This window comes from Polaromonas sp. P3_A5, from assembly GCF_056403055.1.
Map to the genome: position 1 here is coordinate 527,923 of NZ_JBFUGF010000001.1, position 21,426 is coordinate 549,348.

Annotated in this window: 21 protein-coding genes; 14 read left to right on the forward strand and 7 right to left on the reverse strand. The window is 62.0% G+C overall.

What is annotated here, in order from left to right:
- Positions 1-2 precede the first annotated feature (2 nt).
- The 7 genes from AC1DU8_RS02550 to AC1DU8_RS02580 all read right to left on the reverse strand — a co-directional run bounded on the left by AC1DU8_RS02550 (position 3) and on the right by AC1DU8_RS02580 (position 7,026).
- Entirely contained in the window at positions 3-1,529 is a 1,527-nt protein-coding gene (locus AC1DU8_RS02550; protein WP_477726415.1) for a UxaA family hydrolase, read from the reverse strand.
- 9 nt (positions 1,530-1,538) lie between these two features.
- On the reverse strand, positions 1,539-1,937 hold the full coding sequence (locus AC1DU8_RS02555; protein WP_477726416.1) for a hypothetical protein: 399 nt from the start codon (positions 1,935-1,937) through the stop codon (positions 1,539-1,541).
- A gap of 113 nt (positions 1,938-2,050) precedes the next feature.
- Positions 2,051-3,445, reverse strand: a complete 1,395-nt coding sequence (locus tag AC1DU8_RS02560) for a TRAP transporter large permease (RefSeq protein ID WP_457281187.1) — start codon at positions 3,443-3,445, stop codon at positions 2,051-2,053.
- Positions 3,446-4,021, reverse strand: coding sequence for a TRAP transporter small permease (locus AC1DU8_RS02565; protein WP_477666580.1), 576 nt, complete (start codon positions 4,019-4,021; stop codon positions 3,446-3,448). It lies immediately after the preceding gene.
- Positions 4,022-4,099: 78 nt separating this feature from the next.
- Positions 4,100-5,098: a sialic acid TRAP transporter substrate-binding protein SiaP gene (locus AC1DU8_RS02570; RefSeq protein WP_477726417.1), complete on the reverse strand. Its 999-nt coding sequence runs from the start codon at positions 5,096-5,098 to the stop codon at positions 4,100-4,102.
- A gap of 139 nt (positions 5,099-5,237) precedes the next feature.
- Positions 5,238-6,203 carry a Bug family tripartite tricarboxylate transporter substrate binding protein gene (locus AC1DU8_RS02575; RefSeq protein WP_477689629.1) on the reverse strand — a complete coding sequence of 322 codons (966 nt, stop codon included), beginning with the start codon at positions 6,201-6,203 and terminating at the stop codon, positions 5,238-5,240.
- Positions 6,204-6,276: 73 nt separating this feature from the next.
- Positions 6,277-7,026: a FadR/GntR family transcriptional regulator gene (locus tag AC1DU8_RS02580; protein WP_457281183.1), complete on the reverse strand. Its 750-nt coding sequence runs from the start codon at positions 7,024-7,026 to the stop codon at positions 6,277-6,279.
- Positions 7,027-7,148: 122 nt separating this feature from the next.
- Between AC1DU8_RS02580 and AC1DU8_RS02585 the strand changes: the two genes are divergently transcribed.
- From AC1DU8_RS02585 to AC1DU8_RS02650, 14 genes are all read left to right on the forward strand, one after another.
- Positions 7,149-7,883 (forward strand): SDR family oxidoreductase, encoded by a 735-nt coding sequence (locus tag AC1DU8_RS02585; RefSeq protein ID WP_457281182.1) that lies wholly within the window; start codon positions 7,149-7,151, stop codon positions 7,881-7,883.
- Positions 7,880-8,626 carry an SDR family NAD(P)-dependent oxidoreductase gene (locus AC1DU8_RS02590; RefSeq protein ID WP_477666583.1) on the forward strand — a complete coding sequence of 249 codons (747 nt, stop codon included), beginning with the start codon at positions 7,880-7,882 and terminating at the stop codon, positions 8,624-8,626. The genes AC1DU8_RS02585 and AC1DU8_RS02590 overlap by 4 nt, the downstream gene beginning before the upstream one ends.
- A gap of 31 nt (positions 8,627-8,657) precedes the next feature.
- The gene (locus tag AC1DU8_RS02595) at positions 8,658-9,506 is read left to right on the forward strand and encodes a fumarylacetoacetate hydrolase family protein (protein WP_457281180.1); all 849 of its coding nucleotides are present in this window, start codon (positions 8,658-8,660) and stop codon (positions 9,504-9,506) included.
- A gap of 260 nt (positions 9,507-9,766) precedes the next feature.
- Positions 9,767-10,486: a TetR/AcrR family transcriptional regulator gene (locus AC1DU8_RS02600; protein ID WP_457281179.1), complete on the forward strand. Its 720-nt coding sequence runs from the start codon at positions 9,767-9,769 to the stop codon at positions 10,484-10,486.
- 16 nt (positions 10,487-10,502) lie between these two features.
- Positions 10,503-12,299: an acyl-CoA dehydrogenase C-terminal domain-containing protein gene (locus AC1DU8_RS02605; protein ID WP_457281178.1), complete on the forward strand. Its 1,797-nt coding sequence runs from the start codon at positions 10,503-10,505 to the stop codon at positions 12,297-12,299.
- A 31-nt stretch (positions 12,300-12,330) separates the two neighbouring features.
- Positions 12,331-12,765 carry a DUF2147 domain-containing protein gene (locus AC1DU8_RS02610; protein WP_477666584.1) on the forward strand — a complete coding sequence of 145 codons (435 nt, stop codon included), beginning with the start codon at positions 12,331-12,333 and terminating at the stop codon, positions 12,763-12,765.
- A gap of 24 nt (positions 12,766-12,789) precedes the next feature.
- Positions 12,790-13,674 carry an alpha/beta hydrolase family protein gene (locus AC1DU8_RS02615; protein ID WP_457281176.1) on the forward strand — a complete coding sequence of 295 codons (885 nt, stop codon included), beginning with the start codon at positions 12,790-12,792 and terminating at the stop codon, positions 13,672-13,674.
- A gap of 2 nt (positions 13,675-13,676) precedes the next feature.
- Positions 13,677-16,091 carry a 3-hydroxyacyl-CoA dehydrogenase/enoyl-CoA hydratase family protein gene (locus AC1DU8_RS02620; protein ID WP_477666585.1) on the forward strand — a complete coding sequence of 805 codons (2,415 nt, stop codon included), beginning with the start codon at positions 13,677-13,679 and terminating at the stop codon, positions 16,089-16,091.
- A gap of 17 nt (positions 16,092-16,108) precedes the next feature.
- Positions 16,109-16,615: a DUF4442 domain-containing protein gene (locus tag AC1DU8_RS02625; RefSeq protein WP_457281645.1), complete on the forward strand. Its 507-nt coding sequence runs from the start codon at positions 16,109-16,111 to the stop codon at positions 16,613-16,615.
- A gap of 23 nt (positions 16,616-16,638) precedes the next feature.
- Complete coding sequence (locus AC1DU8_RS02630) at positions 16,639-17,838, forward strand: acetyl-CoA C-acyltransferase (RefSeq protein ID WP_457281174.1); 1,200 nt, start codon at positions 16,639-16,641, stop codon at positions 17,836-17,838.
- A 90-nt stretch (positions 17,839-17,928) separates the two neighbouring features.
- Positions 17,929-18,786 carry an alpha/beta hydrolase family protein gene (locus AC1DU8_RS02635; RefSeq protein WP_477666586.1) on the forward strand — a complete coding sequence of 286 codons (858 nt, stop codon included), beginning with the start codon at positions 17,929-17,931 and terminating at the stop codon, positions 18,784-18,786.
- Positions 18,787-18,829: 43 nt separating this feature from the next.
- Positions 18,830-19,708 (forward strand): alpha/beta hydrolase family protein, encoded by an 879-nt coding sequence (locus AC1DU8_RS02640; protein ID WP_477666587.1) that lies wholly within the window; start codon positions 18,830-18,832, stop codon positions 19,706-19,708.
- A 28-nt stretch (positions 19,709-19,736) separates the two neighbouring features.
- Positions 19,737-20,561: an acyl-CoA thioesterase gene (locus AC1DU8_RS02645; protein ID WP_477666588.1), complete on the forward strand. Its 825-nt coding sequence runs from the start codon at positions 19,737-19,739 to the stop codon at positions 20,559-20,561.
- A 57-nt stretch (positions 20,562-20,618) separates the two neighbouring features.
- On the forward strand, positions 20,619-21,416 hold the full coding sequence (locus AC1DU8_RS02650; protein WP_477666589.1) for an enoyl-CoA hydratase: 798 nt from the start codon (positions 20,619-20,621) through the stop codon (positions 21,414-21,416).
- The last annotated feature ends 10 nt before the right edge of the window (positions 21,417-21,426 follow it).

The window sequence follows — 21,426 nt, forward strand, 5'->3', positions numbered from 1 at the left end:
CTTTACATCACCGCGCCGACTTGCCAGGGCACAAATTCGTTTTGTCCGTAGCCGTGCTTTTCGCTCTTGCTCGGTTCACCCGATGCGGTGGCCAGCACCATCTCGAAAATGCGCTGTCCCATCTCCTGCACCGTCACGCCGCTGTCGATGATCTCGCCGCAATTGATGTCCATGTCCTCTTCCTGCCGCTGCCACAGTGCCGAATTGGTGGCGAGCTTGAGCGAAGGCGAGGGCGCGCAGCCGTAAGCCGAACCGCGGCCGGTGGTAAAGCAGATGATGTTGGCGCCGCCGGCCACCTGGCCCGTGGCGCTGACCGGGTCGTAGCCCGGCGTGTCCATGTAGACGAAGCCGTGGTCCTTCACGGGTTCGGCGTATTCATAGACAGCCTCCAGGTTGGAGGTGCCGCCCTTGGCCACCGCACCCAGCGACTTTTCCAGGATGGTCGTGAGGCCGCCGGCCTTGTTGCCGGGCGACGGGTTGTTGTTCATTTCGCCTTCGTTGATCTGGGTGTAGTGCTCCCACCACTTGATGCGCGAGATCAGCTTTTCGGCGATGTCGGGGCGCACGGCGCGCCGCGTGAGCAAATGCTCGGCGCCGTAAATCTCGGGGGTTTCGCTGAGGATGGCGGTGCCGCCATGGGCCACCAGCAAGTCCACCGCCGCGCCCAGCGCCGGGTTGGCGCTGATGCCCGAGTAACCGTCGGAGCCGCCGCACTGCAGGCCGATGGTGATGTGCGCGGCGCTGCAGGGTTCGCGCTTGACGGCATTGGCCTGCGGCAGCATCTCCTTGATCATGGCGATGCCCTTGGCCACCGTCTTGGCCGTGCCACCCGTGTCCTGGATGCTGAAGACGCGCAGGGTTTCACCTTCGCGCAGGCTGCCGTGGGCCAGCCAGGCATTGATCTGGTTGGACTCGCAGCCCAGGCCCACCACCAACACGCCCGCGAAGTTGGGGTGCGTGGCGTAGCCGGTCAGCGTACGCTGCAGGATCTGCAGGCCCAGGCCGTCGCTGTCCATGCCGCAGCCGGTGCCATGCGTCAACGCCACCACGCCGTCGACGTTGGGAAAATCTTTCAGCGCTGCAGGGTTGTTCTGCCGCGAGAAATGGTCGGAAATCGCCCGCGCGGCGGTGGCCGAGCAGTTGACGCTCGAGAGAATCCCGATGTAGTTGCGCGTGGCCACGCGTCCGTCAGGCCGCTTGATACCCATGAAAGTCGCCTCGCGCCTGGCCGGTGCCGGTTTCACATCGGCGCCGAATGCGTAGTCGCGCGTAAAGTCGCCCTTGTCGGGGCCCATGTTGAGGTTGTGCGTATGCACGTGCTCGCCGGGCGCGATGGGTTTGCTGGCAAAACCGATGATCTGGTTGTAGCGCCGCACGGGCTCGCCCACGGCCAGCGCGCGCGTGGCGATCTTGTGGCCGGCAGGGATCAGGCCGCGTACGGTGATGTTTTCGACCTCGGTGCCACCCACCAGCTGGGCTCGGGCAATCAGGACGTCATCGGAGGGGTGAAGGCGAATAAACGGTGTCATTGTTTGAAGTTAGAAGCTGAACGTCACTTGGTTAATTGGAGACCCCCAGTTAGTGAAGGAGGCTATGGCTTCTTTGATAGCCTCAATCACTTTTTCACGGGACATTTGAAGGTCATTCGGGAAATCAACAGGTTGGGCCAATTCCCAAGGGTAAAACTCTTTCCCATCTTTGATGTGGGTTTTACAGCTAAGTTGTAGTGACAACCTGACCCCCTTCACACCGAAGATGAACCACATCAAATGATGAGTATCTTCGCCACCGCGATAAGTCTGCAGAAAAAACATCTCTCGACCGCGATCAATGGTCCACTTATATGGCCGTAGGGGACGCCCAATCGGGTCTCGCATCTGATCGTGCCCAATTAGTTGCTGATCCTCTACAGAAATCAGTTCTGTTACGAAAGCCATTTAATACTTCTGTGTTTATCGGGGGGCCATCGCGGAACCGGCTTCGCCGGGCCGCAGGTGGCGCCCCCTCGAGGGGGAGGCGCCGAAGGCGTCTCAGGGTGATTGTTTCACTTTCAATAAAACATCTTCGGCAACCAGAGTACCAATTTGGGGAAATAGGTGATGATGATCAGGCTGCCCAGCAGCGGGAACAGCCAGGGCAGGATGGCGATGGTGGTCCGTTCCACCGACAGCTTGGCCACGCGGGCCAGCACAAACAACACCATGCCCATGGGCGGATGCAGCAGGCCGATCATCAAATTGAGCACCATCACCAGCCCGAAGTGGATCGGGTCCACGCCCAGCTGCGTGGCAATCGGCACCAGGATAGGTACCAGGATCGTGATGGCTGCGGTCGGCTCCAGGAAGCAGCCTACAAACAGCATCAACAGGTTGGCCAGCAGCAGGAAGACCCAGGCTTCCTTGGTGAAGTCCAGCACCCATTTGGCGATGTCGGTGGTCACGCCGGTGGCAGTGAGCATCCAGCCGAAGATCGATGCCGCGGCCACAATGAACAGCACGGTGGAGGTGGTCTCGACCGTGTCAAGGCAGACCTTCACAAAGCTCTTGAAGGTCAGCGTGCGGTACCAGGCAAACCCGAGGATCAGCGCCCAGACGCAGGCGGCAATCGCGCCTTCCGTGGGGGTGAAGATGCCGGTGGTCATGCCGCCTATCAGCAGCACGGGCGTCATGATGGGCAACACGGCCTGGAAATTGAAGGCTTTGTCGGCCGCAAACAGCGCTACCAGTGCGACGGCCACGGTGATCTGCGGCGGAAAGTTCAGTTTGCCGATCAGCAGCCACAGCAGCAGCGGCCAGCCGATGACCACGGCGGTTTCCACCAGCGCCTTGTTCAGGCGGCTCCACGCGAAGGGGACATCGGCGCCCCAGTTGTTCTTGTGCGCGAAATAGGCCACTGTCAGCATCATCAGGATGGCCATCAGCAGGCCCGGGAGGATGCCCGCCAGAAACAGCGCACCGACGCTGACATTGGCCATCATGCCGTAGATCACAAAGGGCAGGCTGGGCGGAATGATGGGGCCCAGCGTGGCCGAGGCCGCCGTCACGCCCACGGCAAACTCGGTGCTGTAGCCGTGGTCCTTCATGGCCTTGATCTCGATGGTGCCGAGGCCGGCGGCATCGGCAATGGCGGTGCCGCTCATGCCGGCAAACACCACCGAGCCGACGACGTTGACGTGGCCCAGTCCGCCCTTCATCCAGCCGACCAGCGCCAGCGCGTAGTTGTAGATGCGGTTGGTGATGCCGGCGTTGTTCATCAGGTTGCCGGCCAGGATGAAGAACGGCACGGCCAGCAGCGGAAAACTGTCGATGCCGCTGACCATGCGGTGAACCACCACAAAGGGCGGCGAGCTGTTGGTGAACAGGATGTAGACCAGCGACGCCCCGGCCATGGCCATGGCCACCGGCAGGCCGCCGCTCATCAGGAAGAGAAAAATAACCTTCAACATTCAGCGGTCCTCCATCGTGGATTCAGGGCGTTCCAGCACGCTGTAGCCGCGCTGCAGGTGAATGCGCATGACCCAGACCGAGCGCACGGCCATGGCCGCAAACCCCACCAGGCAGACGCCGTACACCAGGTTCATCGGCAGGTCGATGATGGTCATCTTGTAGTTGCCCATCTTGTCCATCATTTGCCAGGTCAGCACGACCATGGCGCCCAGGAAGGCGATGCGCAGCACGTCGGTCAACAGGGCCATGCCCCGGGCCAGCCACGCGGGCATGAAGCGATAGAAGAAGTCGACCTGGATGTGGTTGTTCTTGGCCACGCCAATGGCGGCGCCGACGAAGACGGTGGCGATCAGCAGGTAGCGTGCGATTTCTTCCGTCCAGGCGGCGGAATCGTTCATTACATAACGCGTGAAGAACTGGTAGAAAACCGTCAGGCCCAACGCCCAGAAGAAAAACAGCGCCGCCCAGGCTTCAACGGGCGTGCCGGACAGGTCAACTGCTTCATCCGTGGCGTGGAACTCGCCGTCGTCGCCCATGACCTTGGGCAAGGCGTCAATGTCGGGAATGGAAGTCATGATGGTGGGGTAGTGGGTAATGAGGCCCTTCCCTCCGATGGAGGAAAGGGCGGGAAGCCTTGGCCGGATGGGCAAGACTTACTTGATGGCCTGGATGCGGTCCCAATCCTTCTTGTCGTAGCCCATTGACGCCATGTCCACGGCCTTGACGATGTGATCGCGGAACTCGTCCTTGTTGACCGTGATCAGGTTGATGCCTTTTTTCTTGAACTCGTCCACCAGCTCGCCTTCCCGCTTCTGGATGTCGGCCGTGGCTTTGGCGGCCGCTTCCTGCATCACATCCGTGAAGACTTTCTTGTCGGCATCGCTGAGCTTGGTCCAGACGTGAGGGCCGATCTGAGTGACCAGCGAATCGAGGATGTGGCCGGTCAGGATGATGTTCTTCTGGACCTCATAGAACTTCTTGGCTTCGATGGTGGGCAGCGGGTTCTCCTGTGCATCGACCGTGCCGTTTTGCAGCGCCAGGTAAACCTCGGCAAAAGCGATCGGCGTCGGGTTGGCGCCGCAGGCGCGCGGCAGGGCCATGTAGGCCGGCACGTCGGGCACCCGCATTTTCAGGCCCTTCATCTCTTCGCAGGTCTTGAAGGGTTTGTTGCTGGTGGAGTGGCGCGCGCCGTAGTAGGTGACCGCGACAGTTTGCACGCCGGTCTTCTGTTTGTAGCCTTCGGTCAGTTCCTTGAAGACATCGCTCTTCGCGTATTTCAGCAGGTGCTCCGGGTCGCGGAAGGTGTAGGGGTAGTAGGCCACGCCGATACGCGGAAAGCTCCGGGCCGCAAACGATGCGCCCGAGATGATGATGTCGACGGTGCCCAGCTGCAGGCCCTGGTTGATGTCGCTTTCCTTGCCCAGCGTGGAAGCCGGGAACACCTGAATCTCGTAGCGGCCGCTGGTGCGCTTCTTGATTTCGTCAGCCGCCCAGACCGACCACTTGTGGTAGGCCTCGGAAGTCTCGTAGACGTGCGCCCATTTCAGCTTGGTTTGCGCCGACGCAATGCCGGAAAAGCCCGCAGTGCCTGCCAATAGGGCGCAAGCAGCTATGGTTTTGATAGCGAATCTTTTTGTATTGAATGCGTTCATGTTGTCTCCTCGAAGGGTGGTTGCTGGCAGAAAGGAAATCGACGATGCGCGCCAGCGCGCACCGTCGTGAAGCCTGGGGTCTAAGAGCCTGTTCAATGTCTAAACGAGGCCTCGTTTAGACATTGAACAGGCTCATTGCTCAGTTCTTCAGGTTGAGCTTGGTCACGAGTTGTTTGAAGTTGTCGTTGTCGCGCACCATTTGCGCCTTGAAGGCAGGGCCGTCGGCATAGGCGTAGCCAAGGTTCAGTTTGTCCATCACTTCGCGCATGATGGGCTCTTCGGCCGCCTTTTTGCTGAAGGTCCGAATGGTTTCCACGACTTCAGGCGGTGTGCCTTTGGCCACGCCCAGGCCGCGCCAGGTGCCGATGGACAGGTCGATGTTGCGTTCCTTGAGGGTGGGCACGCTCTCAAAACCCTTGACGCGCTGGTCGGCCATCACACCCAAAATCTTCAGCTTGCCGGCCGCCACATGCACGGCAACCTCAGCCGGGCTCACGCCTACTGCGTCCACATGACCGCCCAGCAGGGCCAGCACGGCGGGGCCTGCGCCCTGGTAGGGGATGTGGTTGAACTTCGCGCCGGTTTTTTCTTCCAGCGAAGCGGCGGCCAGGTGCCAGATCGAGCCGTTGCCGGCGTTGCCGACCTTCACGTCGCTGCCGGTCTTTTTGGCGGCGGCGAGGAACTCTTCAATCGTGTTGTAGGGCGAGTCCGCTTTCACGGTGATGGCAGCCGGGTCGGCATTCAGGCGGGCAATCGGGATGAAGTCGTCCTGCGTGATCCTGGTGATGCCCATGTGCGGCAGGATGGTCACCTCCACAAACAGCATGGCAATCTTGTAGCCGTCGGGCCTGGCATTGACCACGTCGGCCAGGCCGATGGCGCCGCTGGCGCCGGGTTTGTTGTAGACCACCAGCGATTGCGTGGTGTATTTTTTGGCGGCTTCGGCATAGGCGCGCGCCAGCGAGTCGGTGCCGCCGCCAGGCTGGAAGGCCACCATCACTTCAATAGGCTTGTTCGGGTAGGCCTGCGCCCAGGCGTTGCCGCAGAGGCTGGTGAGCGCCATAAGGGCTGTTGCCAGCAATTTGCGCGGTGTCAGAAACTTCATGCTTGTCTCGCTTTCGCTTTTTGTTGGAAGGGAAATCCGGGGTGAGGTGAGCGCTGAAAGAAATCGTGACGGGTCATTTCTTTTGTACCTCCTGGCTTTTGGTCCGACTCCAGCTCACGCTGAAACGCTTGTGCGACTGGTCCATGTGCGCATGCATGGCCGCACGCGCGGCATCGGCGTCTCGGTTGCGCACCGCATCAAAAATGGCCTGGTGCTCGGCAATCGCCGAGCGCCACGATTCAACGGTTTCAAAATGCCCGCCCAACCGCTCGAACAACGGGCCGCGACGCGAGTCCCAGAAGCGCTGTATGGTTTCAATCAGCACTACGTTGCCGCAGGACTCGACAACGGCGGTATGAAAAGCGCGGTCGCCTTCCAGCGGCAGCACGCCGCGGTCGGCGTCAAACTGCATGCTGGCGATGGCCTTGTCCATCGCGTCTATGTGTTTGCGCTTGGCCTGGGTGGCGGCCATGGCGGCGACTTCGCCTTCCACCACGCGGCGGGCGCGTATCAATTCCAGGGGTCCCCATTCGTCGGGCGATATCTGCTCGGCCCGGCCACTTCCATTGCCGTCGTGGCTGGCGGGCTTGCTTCGGTCCAGAACATAGACACCCGAGCCGGTGCGTACTTCGACCCAGCCTTCAACCTCCATCGCGATCAGCGCTTCGCGCACCGAGGGCCGGCTCACGCCCAGCTGTCGCGCCAGGTCGCGCTCGGCGGGCAGCCGTGCGCCCACGGCCCATTCGCCGGCCGAGATCAGCGTGCGCAGCTGCTCGGCGATCTGGCGGTAGAGGCGCTGCGGTTCGACGGTTTGCAGGGGCATGGAGGGAAAAGGGTGAAAGGTGGGGCTTTAAGGGTTAGCCAGAATTGGACAAGTGGTAAGACCAATTGATAATCCCATGAAACCCCCGGGACAACATCCGGCAAAACCCTGTAGGAGTGAAGATGAGACTTGAAGGAAAAAAAGCGCTGGTGACCGCAGCCGGCCAGGGAATCGGCCATGCCACCGCACTGGCGCTGGCGGCCGAAGGCGCGCAGGTCTGGGCCACCGACCTGAAACCCGAGCTGCTGGAAAGCTACAAAGGGGCGGCCAACATCACGGCGCTGCCCCTGGACGTGCTGGACAAGGCGGCGATCCAGAAACTGGTAGGCGGCCTGCCGCCCATGGACATTCTTTTTAACTGCGCCGGTTTTGTCCACGGGGGCACAGCCCTGCAGGCCACCGATGCCGATCTTGAGTTCGCCTTCAACCTCAACGTGCGCGCCCAGTTCTGGATGATCCAGGCCGTGCTGCCCGGCATGCAGGCCAAAAAGGGCGGCAGCATTGTCAACATGGCCAGCGTCTGCAGCAGCATCAAAGGCCTGCCCAACCGATTTGTGTATGGCACCACCAAGGCGGCAGTGATTGGCCTCACCAAAAGCGTCGCGGCCGACTTTGTGGGTGACGGCGTGCGTTGCAATGCGATTTGCCCTGGTACGGTAGACACGCCTTCGCTACAGGACCGTATCAATGCCAACGAAGATCCCGTGGCGGCCCGCAAGGCCTTCATCGCACGCCAGCCGCTCGGGCGCCTGGCGCAGGCGCATGAGATTGCCCCGCTGGTGGTCTTTCTGGCCAGCGACGAGGCTGCTTTTGTGACCGGCCAGGCCTACAACGTGGACGGTGGCATCACCATATGAACCAGCTGGACCTGAAGGGGCGCCATGCGGTCATCACCGGTGGTGCGGTCGGCTTGGGTTTTGCGGTGGCTCAGCGCGTGCTGGCGTCGGGCGGCACGGTGACGCTTTGGGACATCAACCCCGAGGCACTGGCCACGGCCAGGGGCGCGCTGGGCGCCGGGGTGCATACGGTAGCCGTCGATGTGGCCAGCCATGCCAGCGTGGTGGAGGCGGTCAAACAAACTGTGGCCCACAACCCTGCTATTGACGCGCTTGTCAACTCGGCCGGCATCACCGGTCCCAACGTCAAGCTGTGGGACTACCCACCCGAGCAATGGATGCAGGTGCAGCAGGTCAACCTCAACGGCCTGTTCTTCTGCTGCCGTGAAATCGTGCCGCACATGCGTGCACGCAACTATGGCCGCATCGTCAATGTTGCCTCGGTGGCCGGCAAAGACGGCAACCCGAATGCCAGCGCCTACAGCGCGAGCAAGGCCGCGGTGATCGCCCTGACAAAATCCCTGGGCAAGGAACTCGCCGATACAGGTGTGCGCGTCAACTGCATCACACCGGCCGCGGTGAAAACGCCGATTTTTGAGCAAATGACGCCCGAGTTCATACAGTTCATGCTTTCTAAAATCCCCATGGGCCGCTTCGGCACGCCCGATGAGGTAGCCGCCATGGTCGGCTGGCTGTGCACCGAAGATTGCTCGTTCTCAACCGGCGCCGTTTTCGATCTCTCGGGCGGCCGCTCCACTTATTAATCTTTCATCCGATTTATCAAAAGGAAAAACCATGAAACTCGTTCGCTATGGCAACCCCGGCAAGGAAAAGCCCGGCCTTATTGATGCCAACGGCAAGCTGCGCGATCTGAGCGCTGTCATCAAGGACATCGGCCCGGATCAGCTTGGCGATGCTGCGATTGCCAAACTGCGCAAGCTCAAAGCCGACAAGCTGCCGCTGGTCAAAGGCTCGCCGCGTTATGGCAGCCCCGTCACCGGCGTGCCCAAGTTCATCGCCATCGGCCTGAACTACGCCGACCACGCGGCCGAATCGGGCTTGCCGATTCCCGCCGAGCCGGTCGTGTTCATGAAAGCCACCAGCTGCATCCAGGGCCCGAACGACCCCATCATGCTGCCCAAAGGCTCGGTCAAGACCGACTGGGAGGTCGAGCTCGGCGTGATCATCGGCAAGACGGCCCGCTACGTGTCGCAAAAGGAAGCGCTGGACTACGTGGCCGGCTACTGCACCATCAACGACGTGAGCGAGCGCGAATTCCAGATTGAGCGCGGCGGCACCTGGGACAAGGGCAAAGGTTGCGACACCTTCGGCCCGCTCGGCCCCTGGCTGGTCACGCGCGACGAAGTACCCAACCCGCAAAAGCTGGGCCTGTGGCTCGAGGTGAACGGCAAGCGCGTGCAAAAGGGCAACACCAAGACCATGATCTTCAGCGTCGCCAAAATCGTCAGCTACGTCAGCCAGTTCATGACGCTGGAGCCCGGCGACGTCATCACCACCGGCACACCGCCCGGCGTGGGCCTGGGCATGAAGCCGCCTGTGTACCTGAAGAAGGGCGACAAAATCTCCCTGGGCATCGAAGGCCTGGGCGAGCAGCATCAAACCGTTGTGCCCTACAAGAAGTAGCCCCCACGCTCTCTAGCCGCGTATCCAGGGTGGGGTATTCCACCAGTGGGTGCCGAGGGTCCGGCTTCGCCGGCCCCAGGCGCCGCCCCCTGGAGGGGGGAACAAGCCACACGCAGTGAGCTTGGACGGGGGTGAGCCAACATCCGAGGGTTTACCCGTGTTGGTCCTAGGCCGAATGCCCTAGAAAAGCCTATGGCCTTTGCATGGTCATCAAAGTGTTGCAAAATAGAACGACCGTTCGTTTTATTTTGTAGCACCTCATGGCCATCACAGAACTTCCCGCTAAAGCCTCCCGCGCCCCGGCAACGGGCAGCGCTGTGGCCAAAAGCCAGCAAAAAGGCCAGCAGACCAAGGCCGCCATTGTGGACGCCGCCCTGGGCCTGGCCACGCAGATCGGGCTGGAAGGCCTGAGCATAGGCGCGCTGGCCGAGGTCATGCGCATGAGCAAGTCGGGCGTGTTCGCCCATTTCGGCTCGCGCGAAGAGCTGCAGATCTCCGTTATCCGCGAATACCACGTGCGCTTTGAAGAAGAGGTCTTCTTTCCGGCGCTGCAGCAGCCGCGCGGCCTGCCTCGTCTGGCGGCACTGTTTCATAACTGGATGAAACGCACCTCGCTTGAAATCGACTCGGGCTGCCTTTACATCAGCGGCGCCGTCGAATTTGACGACAGGCCCGGCCCGGTGCGCGATGCGCTGGCGGGTTCGGTACGAACCTGGCTGGCCGCCATGTACCGCGCTGTGGTGCAGGCCAAAGAGGCTGGTCACCTGCATGCTGACGCTGACGAGCACCAGATGGCCTTTGAGATCCACGGCCTGATCCTGGCGCTGCACTACGAAGCCCGCTTCCTCAAGACGCCGGGCTCCATGGACCGCGCCAATACCGGCTTTGCCAACATCCTGGCGCGCTATGGCAGCGACGCCCCCCTTTCCACCTTGCCGAAGAAAGCTTCCGGCAAGGCATCCCCTTCCAAACCAGTTTAAGCAAAAGGAATCCACCATGCCTCAGTACAGCCCGCCCCTGCGCGACATGCAATTCGTCATGCACGAAGTGCTCAAGGTCACCGATGAATTCAAGGCCATCCCAAAGCATGCGGACGTCGATGTCGAGACCATCAACGCTGTACTCGAGGAGGCCGGAAAGTTTGCCGCTGAAGTGACTTTTCCGCTGAACATCAGCGGCGACGAAGAGGGTTGCAAGCTCGACAAAACGACACACGAAGTCACGCCGCCCAAAGGCTTCAAGGAAGCTTACGCGCAGTACGTCGAAGGTGGCTGGGCCGCGCTCAGCTGCGACCCGGAATATGGCGGCCAGGGCCTGCCTTTTGTGCTGAACCAGTGCCTCTATGAAATGCTGAACTCGGCCAACCAGGCCTGGACCATGTACCCGGGCCTGTCGCACGGCGCTTACGAAGCCCTGCATGCCCACGGCACCGACGAACAGAAAAAGCTCTACCTGCCCAAGCTCACCAGCGGCGAATGGACCGGCACCATGTGCCTGACCGAGCCGCACTGCGGCACCGACCTGGGCCTGTTGCGCACCAAGGCCGAACCGCAACCCGACGGCACCTACCGCCTGACCGGCAACAAGATCTTCATCAGCGCCGGTGAACACGACATGGCCGCCAACATCGTGCACCTGGTGCTGGCCCGCCTCCCTGATGCGCCCCAGGGCAGCAAGGGCATCAGCCTGTTCGCGGTGCCCAAGTTCAACATCGGCAAAGACGGCGCCATCGGCTCGCGCAACGGCATTTACTGTGGCGGCCTGGAGCACAAGATGGGCATCCACGGCAACGCCACCGCGCAGATGGTGCTCGAAGACGCTGTCGGCACCATGGTGGGCGCGCCCAACAAGGGTCTGGCCGCGATGTTCGTGATGATGAATGCCGCACGCCTGGGCGTGGGCAACCAGTCGCTGGGCCTGACCGAAGTAGCCTTTCAAAATGCGCTGGCCTACGCCAAGGACCGTATCCAGATGCGTTCACTGTCCGGCGTCAAAGCCAAAGACAAACCGGCCGACCCGATCATCGTGCACCCCGACGTGCGCAAGATGCTGTTGACGGCCAAGGCCTATGCCGAAGGCGGCCGGGCGCTGGCGATTTACTGCACGCTGCTACTCGACAAGGAACTGCATCACCCCGATGAAAAAGTGCGCAAGGACTCCGGCGAAATCGTTGCACTGCTCACGCCCATCGTCAAAGCCTTCCTGACCGACAACGGCCACATCTCCACCAACGCCTGCATGCAGGTTTTCGGCGGCCACGGCTTCATCAAAGAGTGGGGCATGGAGCAGTTTGTGCGCGACAACCGCATCAACATGATTTACGAAGGCACCAACACCGTCCAGTCGCTGGACTTGCTGGGCCGCAAGGTGCTGGGCAACAATGGCGCCACGCTGAAGAAATTCGGCAAGGTGATCGGTGCGCTGATCGCCGAAGAAGGCGTCAACGAGAAGATGGCCGAGTTCATCAACCCGCTGGCTTACCTGGCCGACCAGATGACCAAGTTCACCACCGAGCTGGGCTTCAAGGGCTTCCAGAACCCCGACGAAGTGGGCGCCGCCGCAGTGGACTACCTGCGCGTGGCCGGCCACCTGGTGTTTGGCTACTTCTGGGCATTGATGGCGCAAACCGCGCTGCGTGAAATTGCTGCCGGCAACACCGACAAGTTCTATGTCGCCAAACTGCAAACCGCACGCTTTTACTTCGCCAAGCTGTTCCCCGAAACCGCAACGCTGATGCGCACCGCACGCTCGGGCAGCAAGGCGCTCATGGAAACAGACGAAGCACTGGCCTGAACCATCTGAACAGATCAAGGGAGACACCACCATGAAACGCAATTTGTTGTTCCTGGCATTCAGTCTTTTCGCTATCCCCGCGCTTGCCCAGAACACGCCCGTAGGCTTGTGGCGCGGTTTCGATGAAAAAACCGGCGACCCCAAAGTCGAGGTGCGTATTGTCGACACAGGTGGCGTGTTGAGCGGAAAAGTCGAAAAGCGCCTGTCCCCGGGCGTCAAACCCGACGACATCTGCACCGAATGCACGGATGACCGCAAGGACAAGCCTCGGCTGGGCCTTGAGATCATTCGGGGCGCCAAGAAGTCATCCGATGGCGACGTTTGGGAAGGCGGCAAGATACTCGACCCCGAGAACGGCAAAAGCTATTCCCTCAAGATGACACCCGTTGAGGGTGGCAAGAAGATGGAAGTCCGCGGCTCCATCGGGCCTTTTGGCCGCACCCAAACCTGGGTGCGTGTGCAATGAGCATGCTGAAAGTGAGGACTCGCCATGGGTGAAGCCATTTCCCGTTTGCGGTCACTGCCTTTCGGCGCCGGTGGCAGCACTGTGCCGGCCGCGCGCCGCTGGTATGGCCACCATCTTCTCAAAAAGCCGTTTTTCGGCCGCTTCATGAAACCCTGGCGTTGGCCGGCGGACGTGCCGCAAGAAGGCTGGGAACGGGTGCAGATAGCCAGCCGAAGCACCAGCCAGCTTGAGGCCATCGTGGCGCGTACACCGCTGGCACCGCGCGGTGTGGTGGTGTGCGCCCATCCCATGGGTTTTGCCTGCAAGGGTTTTTGGCTGCGCCACGGCCATGCCCAGGCGCTGCTCGATGCGGGCTTTCATGTGGTGGCTTTCGACTTCAACGGTTTCGGTGAAAGCCCGTCGACCAACTTCGATTACCCCGGTGACGTGATATCGGTGGGCTCCTGGGCGCGTGGCGCTTTTGCCGGGCTGCCGGTGCATGCGCTGACGGCGTCTTTCGGCGCGATCAACACGCTGAGTGCGATTGACGAAGCGGATTTTCCTTACGACAAGGTGGTGGCTGAAGCTTGCGCGCCCTCGCTGCCCGATTTCTGGAAAGCTTATCCTTTTGCCCATGCCGTGCTCAACATCAGCCGGCGCATTAACCCGCAAGGCGAGTTGCGCCTGCGGCCCGTACACCACCTTGCCAACATGCGCGACGTAGACGTGCTGCTGATCCACAGCCAGGGCGACCGCTGGACGCCGGTGCATTTCGGCGATGCCTTGCAGCAGGCTGCTTCACGTCCTGAACGCATCCAGCGCCTGATCCTTGAACGCGCCGACCACACCCACGGCATGCGCGACGAGCCACAGCGCTACTGGAGCGCCGTGCTTGAATTTTTCAACCAGATTCCCTCAACCAGGTCTTAACCATGTCCCGATTCCAAGTCAAAAAAGTCGCCGTCCTCGGCGCCGGTGTCATGGGCGCGCAGATCGCCGCCCATCTGGTCAACGTCAAGGTGCCTGTGGTGCTGTTCGACCTTGCGGCCAAGGACGGCCCGAAGAACGGCATCGTCATCAAGGCGGTCGAAGGCCTCAAGAAGCTCAAGCCAGCGCCGCTGGGTGTGCCCGAAGACGCGGCGCTGATCCAGCAGGCCAACTACGAAGAGAACATGGAGCTGCTCAGGGAGTGCGACCTCATCATCGAGGCGATTGCCGAGCGCATGGACTGGAAGACCGACCTGTACCACAAGATCGCGCCCTTCATTGCTGAAGGCGCCATCGTGGCCAGCAATACCTCGGGCCTGTCCATCACCAAGCTCAGCGAGGCGCTGCCCGAATCCATCAAGCCGCGCTTTTGCGGCATTCACTTCTTCAACCCCCCGCGCTACATGACGCTGGTGGAGCTGATCAACACGCCGACCACCGAACCCAAGGTGCTGGACGACCTGGAGGCCTTTGTCACCAGCGCGCTGGGCAAGGGCGTGATCCGTGCCCATGACACACCCAACTTCATCGCCAACCGCGTCGGCATCGCCAGCATGCTGGCCACCATCAAGGAGGCCGACACCTTCAAGCTCAGCTACGACGTGGTCGACGACCTGACCGGCAAGAAGCTGGGCCGCGCGAGCTCGGGCACCTTCCGCACCGCCGACGTGGTGGGCCTGGACACCATGGCCCACGTCATCAAGACGCTGCAAGACAACCTGGGCCCCGGCAAGGTAGAAGACCCGTTTTCCGATGTCTATGGCACGCCGCCCGTGTTGGCCAAGCTGCTCGAATCCAAAAGCCTGGGCCAGAAGACCGGCGCCGGCTTCTATAAAAAGCAAGGCCGCGACATCCTGCGCCTGGACCCGGAGAGCATGGAATACGTGCCCGCCGGCGCCAAGGCCAATGAAGTCGTCGGTCGCATGCTGAAGAAGCCCGCGGGCGAACGCCTCAAGCTCTTGCGCGAGGCCGAAGGCGCTGAAGCGCGTTTTCTCTGGGCCATCCTGCGCGACCAGTTTCACTATGCTGCGGTGCACCTGGAAAGCATCGCCGAAACCGCACGCGACATCGACTTCGCCATGCGCTGGGGCTTTGGCGCCAAGCAAGGCCCCTTCGAGTTGTGGCAGCAAGCCGGCTGGAAGCAGGTCGCTACCTGGATCCAGGAAGACATTGATGCAGGCAAGGCGCTGTCCAAGGCGCCGCTGCCCGAGTGGGTGTTCAAGGGCCCGGTGGCCGACGCCGGTGGCGTGCACACGGCCGAAGGCTCGTGGAGCGCCTCGGCCAAAAAATTCATCCCTCGCCGCAAGCTGCCGGTCTATGAGCGCCAGTTCTTCCCCGAAGACGTGCTCGGTGCCAAGGCACCTGCTTTTGAGACGGCAGGCACCACGCTGCATGAAGACGACGCGATCCGCCTCTGGACGCTGGACGGTGCGGATGGCGACGTGCTGATCGCCAGCATCAAGACCAAGATGCACGCCATCAGCCCGGACGTGGCCGAAGGTCTGGCGATGGGTGTGGACCTGGCCGAGAAAAGCTACAAGGGCATGGTCATCTGGTCGAATGACGAGATGTTCTCTGCCGGCGCCGACCTGCAAGCCATGCTGCCCGCCTTCATGATGGGCGGCGCCAAGGCGATTGAAGGGGCCGAGGCCGAACTGCAGAACGTGATGCTCAAGCTGCGCTACGCGGCGGTTCCCGTGGTGTCGGCGATTCGCGGCCTGGCGCTGGGCGGCGGTTGCGAAATGGCAGTGTATTCGGCCAAACGTGTCGCCGCGATGGAAAGCTATATCGGCCTCGTCGAAGTCGGTGTGGGCCTGGTGCCCGGCGCCGGTGGCCTGGCCTACATCGCCCGCCGTGCCGCGGAAAACGCCGGCACCTCGACCAACAAGGACATCCTGCCTTTCCTCACCGAAGGCTTCACGGCCGCCGCGATGGCCAAGGTGGGCACCAGTGCCATCGAAAGCCGCAAGATCGGTTACCTGCTCGACAGCGACGTGATCGTGCCGAACAAGGACGAGCTGCTGTTCGTCGCGCTGAATGAAGCGCGCGCGCTGTTCAACTCCGGCTACCGCGCACCGCACAAGCGCCAGTTCCCGGTGGTGGGCCGCAGCGGCCTGGCCACCATCAAGGGCCAGCTGGTCAATATGCGCGACGGCGGCTTCATCAGCGCGCACGACTTCCATATTGCGAGCCTGATCGCGAATGTGGTCTGCGGCGGGGACGTCGATGCCGGCACGCTGGTGACGGAAGAGTATTTGATGACCCTGGAGCGCAAAGCTTTCTGCTCTCTTCTTGAGCATCCAAAAACCCAGGAGCGAATCATGGGAATGATGAGCACTGGCAAACCTGTTCGTAACTGATGACCAGCCAAACCGCCATGAGCGATCACAAGCCCAACCGCCTGGCACGGCAACTGCAGCGGCTCGAGGAAGTGCCGGCCTTTGCGCGCGGCTGGTTTCGCAGCGTGGTGCTGCGCCGCGCTGTGCCTTTTACCGGAACCGCCGGTCTGGACTTCCTCGAGATGGGCACAGGCCGGGTCGAGATCGGCATCAGGAATGAGAAGAAGGTACAGAACCACATTGGCGGCGTGCACGCCTCTGCGATGAACCTGCTGGCGGAAACCGCCACCGGCATGGTGGTCGGCATGAATGTGCGCGACGACTGCATCCCGCTGGCCAAGGAACTGAAGATGGCGTTTAAAAAGCGCGCCACCGGCGCCTTGCGCGCCGTGGCCACGCTGAGCGATGAACAGCGCGCCGCCATGCAGGCCAGCGACAAGGGTGAAGTCACTGTACCGGTCATCGTGACCGATGAAGCCGGCGTCAACCCGGTCGAATGCGAATTTGTCTGGGCCTGGATTCCCTCCGGCCCGCGGAAAAGTTAACCGAGAAATTGAAGGAAACCATCATGGCCAAACAAGTCCAGGAAGCCTATATCGTCGCCGCCACCCGCACGCCCATCGGGCGCTCGGGCCGCGGCTATTTCCGCAATATGCGGCCCGACGACCTGCTGGTCAAGGCGCTGCAGGCCGCGCTGGCGCAAGTGCCTTCGCTCGATCCGAAGGCAATTGAAGACATCATCTGCGGCTGCGCGATCCCCGAAGGCCCGCAAGGCCTGAACGTGGCGCGCATAGGCGCGGTGCTGGCCGGCCTGCCCACCAGCGTGGGCGGCATCACCGTCAACCGCTTTTGCGCCTCCGGCCTCTCGGCGATCCAGATGGCGGCCGACCGCATCCGCGTGGGCGAGGCCGACGTGATGATCGCCGCCGGCACCGAGAGTATGAGCATGGTGCCCATGTCCGGCAATTCTCCTTCGCTGTCACCCAATATGTTCATGAACGACGAGAACGTCGGCATCGCCTACGGCATGGGCCTGACGGCCGAAAAGGTGGCGCAGCAATGGAAAGTTTCGCGCGAGGCGCAGGACCAGTTCGCGCTCGAGTCGCACCTCAAGGCCATCAAGGCGCAGCAGGCCGGCGAGTTCAGCAACGAGATCACGCCGGTTGAAGTGACCGACCGCACGGCCAACCTGGAAACCGGTGAAGTTATCAGCAAGACCCGCACCGTGAGCCTTGACGAAGGCCCGCGCCCCGACACCTCGCTCGAAGGCCTGGCCAAACTCAAGACGGTGTTTGCCGCGCGCGGCTCGGTCACGGCCGGGAACAGCTCGCAGACGTCCGACGGCGCGGGTGCGCTGGTGCTGGCCAGCGAAAAAGCGGTCAAGGACTTCGGCTTGAAGCCGCTGGCCCGCTTTGTCAGCTATGCCGCCAAGGGCGTGCCGCCCGAGATCATGGGCATAGGCCCGATCGAAGCCATTCCTGCTGCCTTGCGCTACGCCGGCCTCAAGCAGGAAGACATCGACTGGTTTGAACTGAACGAAGCGTTTGCCGCGCAGTCGCTGGCGGTGATCAACACACTCAAGCTCGATGCCAGCAAGGTCAACCGCATGGGCGGCGCCATCGCGCTGGGCCATCCCCTGGGCGCGACCGGTGCGATCCGCGCCGCGACCGTGATCCATGCGCTGCATCGCCATCAGCTCAAGTACGGCATGGTGACCATGTGCGTAGGTATGGGTCAGGGCGCTGCGGGTATTTTCGAACGCGTGTAAGGCCGTCGGCGGCGGCCCCGCTGTCGCGCTTGCGGCAGCGGTTATGGCAGCTGCGGGGCAGACTGGGCTTTTCCTGACTGGAGACAGAAGATGGAGCGAATCACGGTTCTGACCCAGGACTCCTGGGCGCTGGCAGCGACGGTATTTGCAGCAGACCCCGCGGACGGTCTGGCCCGCGGCGGCGTACTGCTGGCCGGTGCCATGGCCACACCGCAGCAGCACTATGAGCCTTTTGCCCGCTGGCTGGCCGCGCAAGGCTTTACCGTGCTGACGCTCGACTACCGCGGCACTTTTGCCTCCGGCGGTGAGCGCGTGGCGTCCACCGATGCCACCTTCGACACCTGGGGCCAGCAGGATGTGAGCGCCGCTGCCCGGTTCTTGCGGCAACGTGTGCCGGACCTCCCGCTTTACTACTTGGGGCACAGCCTGGGCGGGCAATTGTTTGCCAGTTCCGAAACCACTCACCTCTTTCAGCGTGCCGTCCTGGTTGCCAGCGGCAGCGGTTACTGGCCGCGCCTGCGCAACGCCGTGCCGCGTTGGGGCCTGTTTGCCGCCACCCAGATCTGGGCGCCCTTGCTGGTACCGTTGTTCGGTTATTTCCCGGGCAGAAAACTGCGCAAGGTTGGCAACATTCCCGCAGGTGTGATGCGGCAATGGACGCGCTGGTGCCGCCATCCGGACTACCTGGCGCGCGATGCCCACCAGCGTGAACGTTTTGAACGCGTAGAGACGCCCATCACCTACTTCAACTCAAGCGACGACGAGGTTTTTTCACAGTGGTCGTCAGACCGGTTTGTGGCCTTGTTCGGTGTGCGGCGTGAACCGGTGCAATGCATGACCCTTGATCCGGAAAATCTGGGTGTCAGGCATATAGGGCACTTTGGCTATTTCCGTGACAAGCTGCGTGTCAGCTTCTGGCCCCAGCTGGTGCAACACCTTCACGCCTGATGCGTGTGCCCGAGTTCAGTTCATCCATTTCCAGGAGCATGTGATGCAGATGCAGATCCTCAGTTCAGGGACGGCGCAACTGTCCACTCGCGTTTATGCGCCTTCTTCGCCTGCGCGTGCCAGCGTGGTCATCGGTGGCGCCATGGGGGTGCGGCAAGACTATTACGCACCGTTTGCGCAGTGGCTTTCTGCCCAGGGCTTTTGCGTCGTGACTTTTGACTACCGGGGTTCGGGCGAGTCCTTGCCCAACACCGCCAGCGGCAGCCTGCGTGGTTTCAAGGCCGACCTGCTCGACTGGGCCGCCGACTATGAGGCTGTGGTGGATGCCGCCAAGGCAGCCTTGCCGGATGCACCGCTTTACCTGCTGGGTCACAGCCTGGGCGCGCAGCTGCCGGGTTTCCTGAAGAATCAGGACAAGATCGATGGCCTCGTCAGCATCGCGGCAGGAAGCGGGTACTGGCGCGACAACGCACCGCAGCTCAGGCGCCTGATTTTGTACTTCTGGTATGTGCTGGTGCCTTTGGCCACGCGTCTTTGTGGTTATTTCCCCGGGCGCAGGTTAAAGAAAGTTGGCGACCTGCCAGCCGGCGTGATGCTGCAGTGGCGCAAGTGGTGCCTGGATCCGCACTACAGCGTGGGGGCCGAGGGAGAAAGCGCACGGCTCAGTTATGGGCGGGTCAGTTTTCCGGTGACCGCGCTGTCCATGACCGACGACGAGCTGATGACCTGGCGCGGCACGCAAAACCTCATCAACCTGTACAGCAATGCACCGCGCAGCTTTGAACGCATCGCGCCGGCAGATCTCAAGGTCAGGCGCATCGGGCATTTTGGCTTCTTCCGGGAACAGTTCAACCAGACCTTGTGGCCCCGTGCCCAGCAGATCATCGACGGCATGACCGGTGCCGCCAAAGTCCCGGTTTGAACCGGAAAGCTCCATCACACCTGCCGACATGACAAGCACGCATTCTTTTGACGACGCGCTCAGGCTGGAAGCCGCCGGCAGCGACAGGCCCCACACCTGGCTGGGTCACAGCAGCCCCGCATACTGGAATATGGTGGGGCCCTTCGGCGGAACCACAGCGGCCACAGCCTTGCGTGCCATCCTGTTGCACCCGGCCCTGCTGGGCGAGCCGGTGGCGTTGACGGTGAACTACGCGGCGGCCATGTCCGAAGGTCCATTCACTGTCACGGCCAGGCCGGCCCGCACCAACCGCTCCACCCAGCACTGGGTGGTGGAGCTTTCGCAGGACGGCGATGCCGGAGGCGCTGTGATGACCGCCACAGCCGTTACGGCTGCGCGCCGCGAGACCTGGAGTGCCAACGACACACCCATGCCCGCGGTCACGCTTGCCGACGCTTCAGGCAGGCTGCGGTTTTCGACCTCCGCATGGACGAATCGCTACGACATGCGGCCGGTGCGCGGCGCGATTCCGCAGGTTTGGGACGGCAGCGGCACGGGCAGCCTCACGCAGCTGTGGGTGCGCGACGATCCACCGCGGCCGCTCGACTTCCCGGCGCTGGCGGCCATGTCCGACGTGTTCTATCCGCGGGTCTGGCTGCGCCGTGCCACACGTGTACCCGCCGGTACGGTGTCGATCACCACGTACTTCCACGCCGACGGCCGGCAACTGGCTGAATGCGGTGAAGGCTATTTGCTGGGGCAAGCCAGGGCCCAGGCCTTTCGCAATGGTTTCTTTGACCAGACCGCGCAGCTGTGGAGCGAAGCGGGAGTACTGCTGGCTACCAGTACGCAGGTTGTTTATTACAAAGAATAGGCCCGCGGGGGCAGCATGCATGGCTGGCCCCTACACTTGCGTCTTAACGGAAAACACATGAACACTCCCACCCCTATTTCCACCGGCAGCATTCCCGAAATCCTGAGCCACGTCGACGCGGGCGTGATGACCATCACGCTCAACCGTGTGGACAAAAAAAATTCCATCACCTCCGCCATGTATGGCGCCATGGCCGACGCACTGGAGTCGGCCCACCACGATGCAGCCGTGCGTGTGGTGGTGATCCAGGGACATGAAACCATTTTTTCCGCCGGCAACGATATCGGCGATTTCCTGAACAAACCGCCTTCAACGCCCGACTCGCCGGTCTTCCGTTTCCTGCGCGGCATCAGCAGCTTTCCCAAACCGCTGATAGCCGCTGTGTGCGGCCCCGCGGTCGGCATAGGCACCACGCTGCTGCTGCATTGCGACCTGGTCTATGCCGGAGACAACGCTGCGTTCTCCATGCCTTTTGTCAATCTGGGCCTGTGCCCTGAAGCCGCGTCGAGCTTTCTGGTGCCGCAGCTCATGGGTTACCCACGTGCCGCCGAAGCACTGCTGCTGGGCGAACCCTTCATGGCCGAGACCGCACTGGAGATCGGCCTGATCAACCGCATCGTGCCGCCCGCCGAAGCCAATGCACTGGCCCAGCGCCAGGCGCAAAAGCTGGTCGCCAAACCGCTCAGCGCGCTGATGGAAACCAAGCGTCTCATGAAAAAAGGCAACGCCACCCTCGTGGCAGAGCGTATGGCCGAAGAAGGCGTGAGTTTCGGCCGCATGCTGGGTGAGCCCGCGGCGCGCGAAGCCTTCTCTGCCTTCATGGAGAAGCGCAAGCCGGATTTCAGCGCCGTCTGAGTTTCTCGCT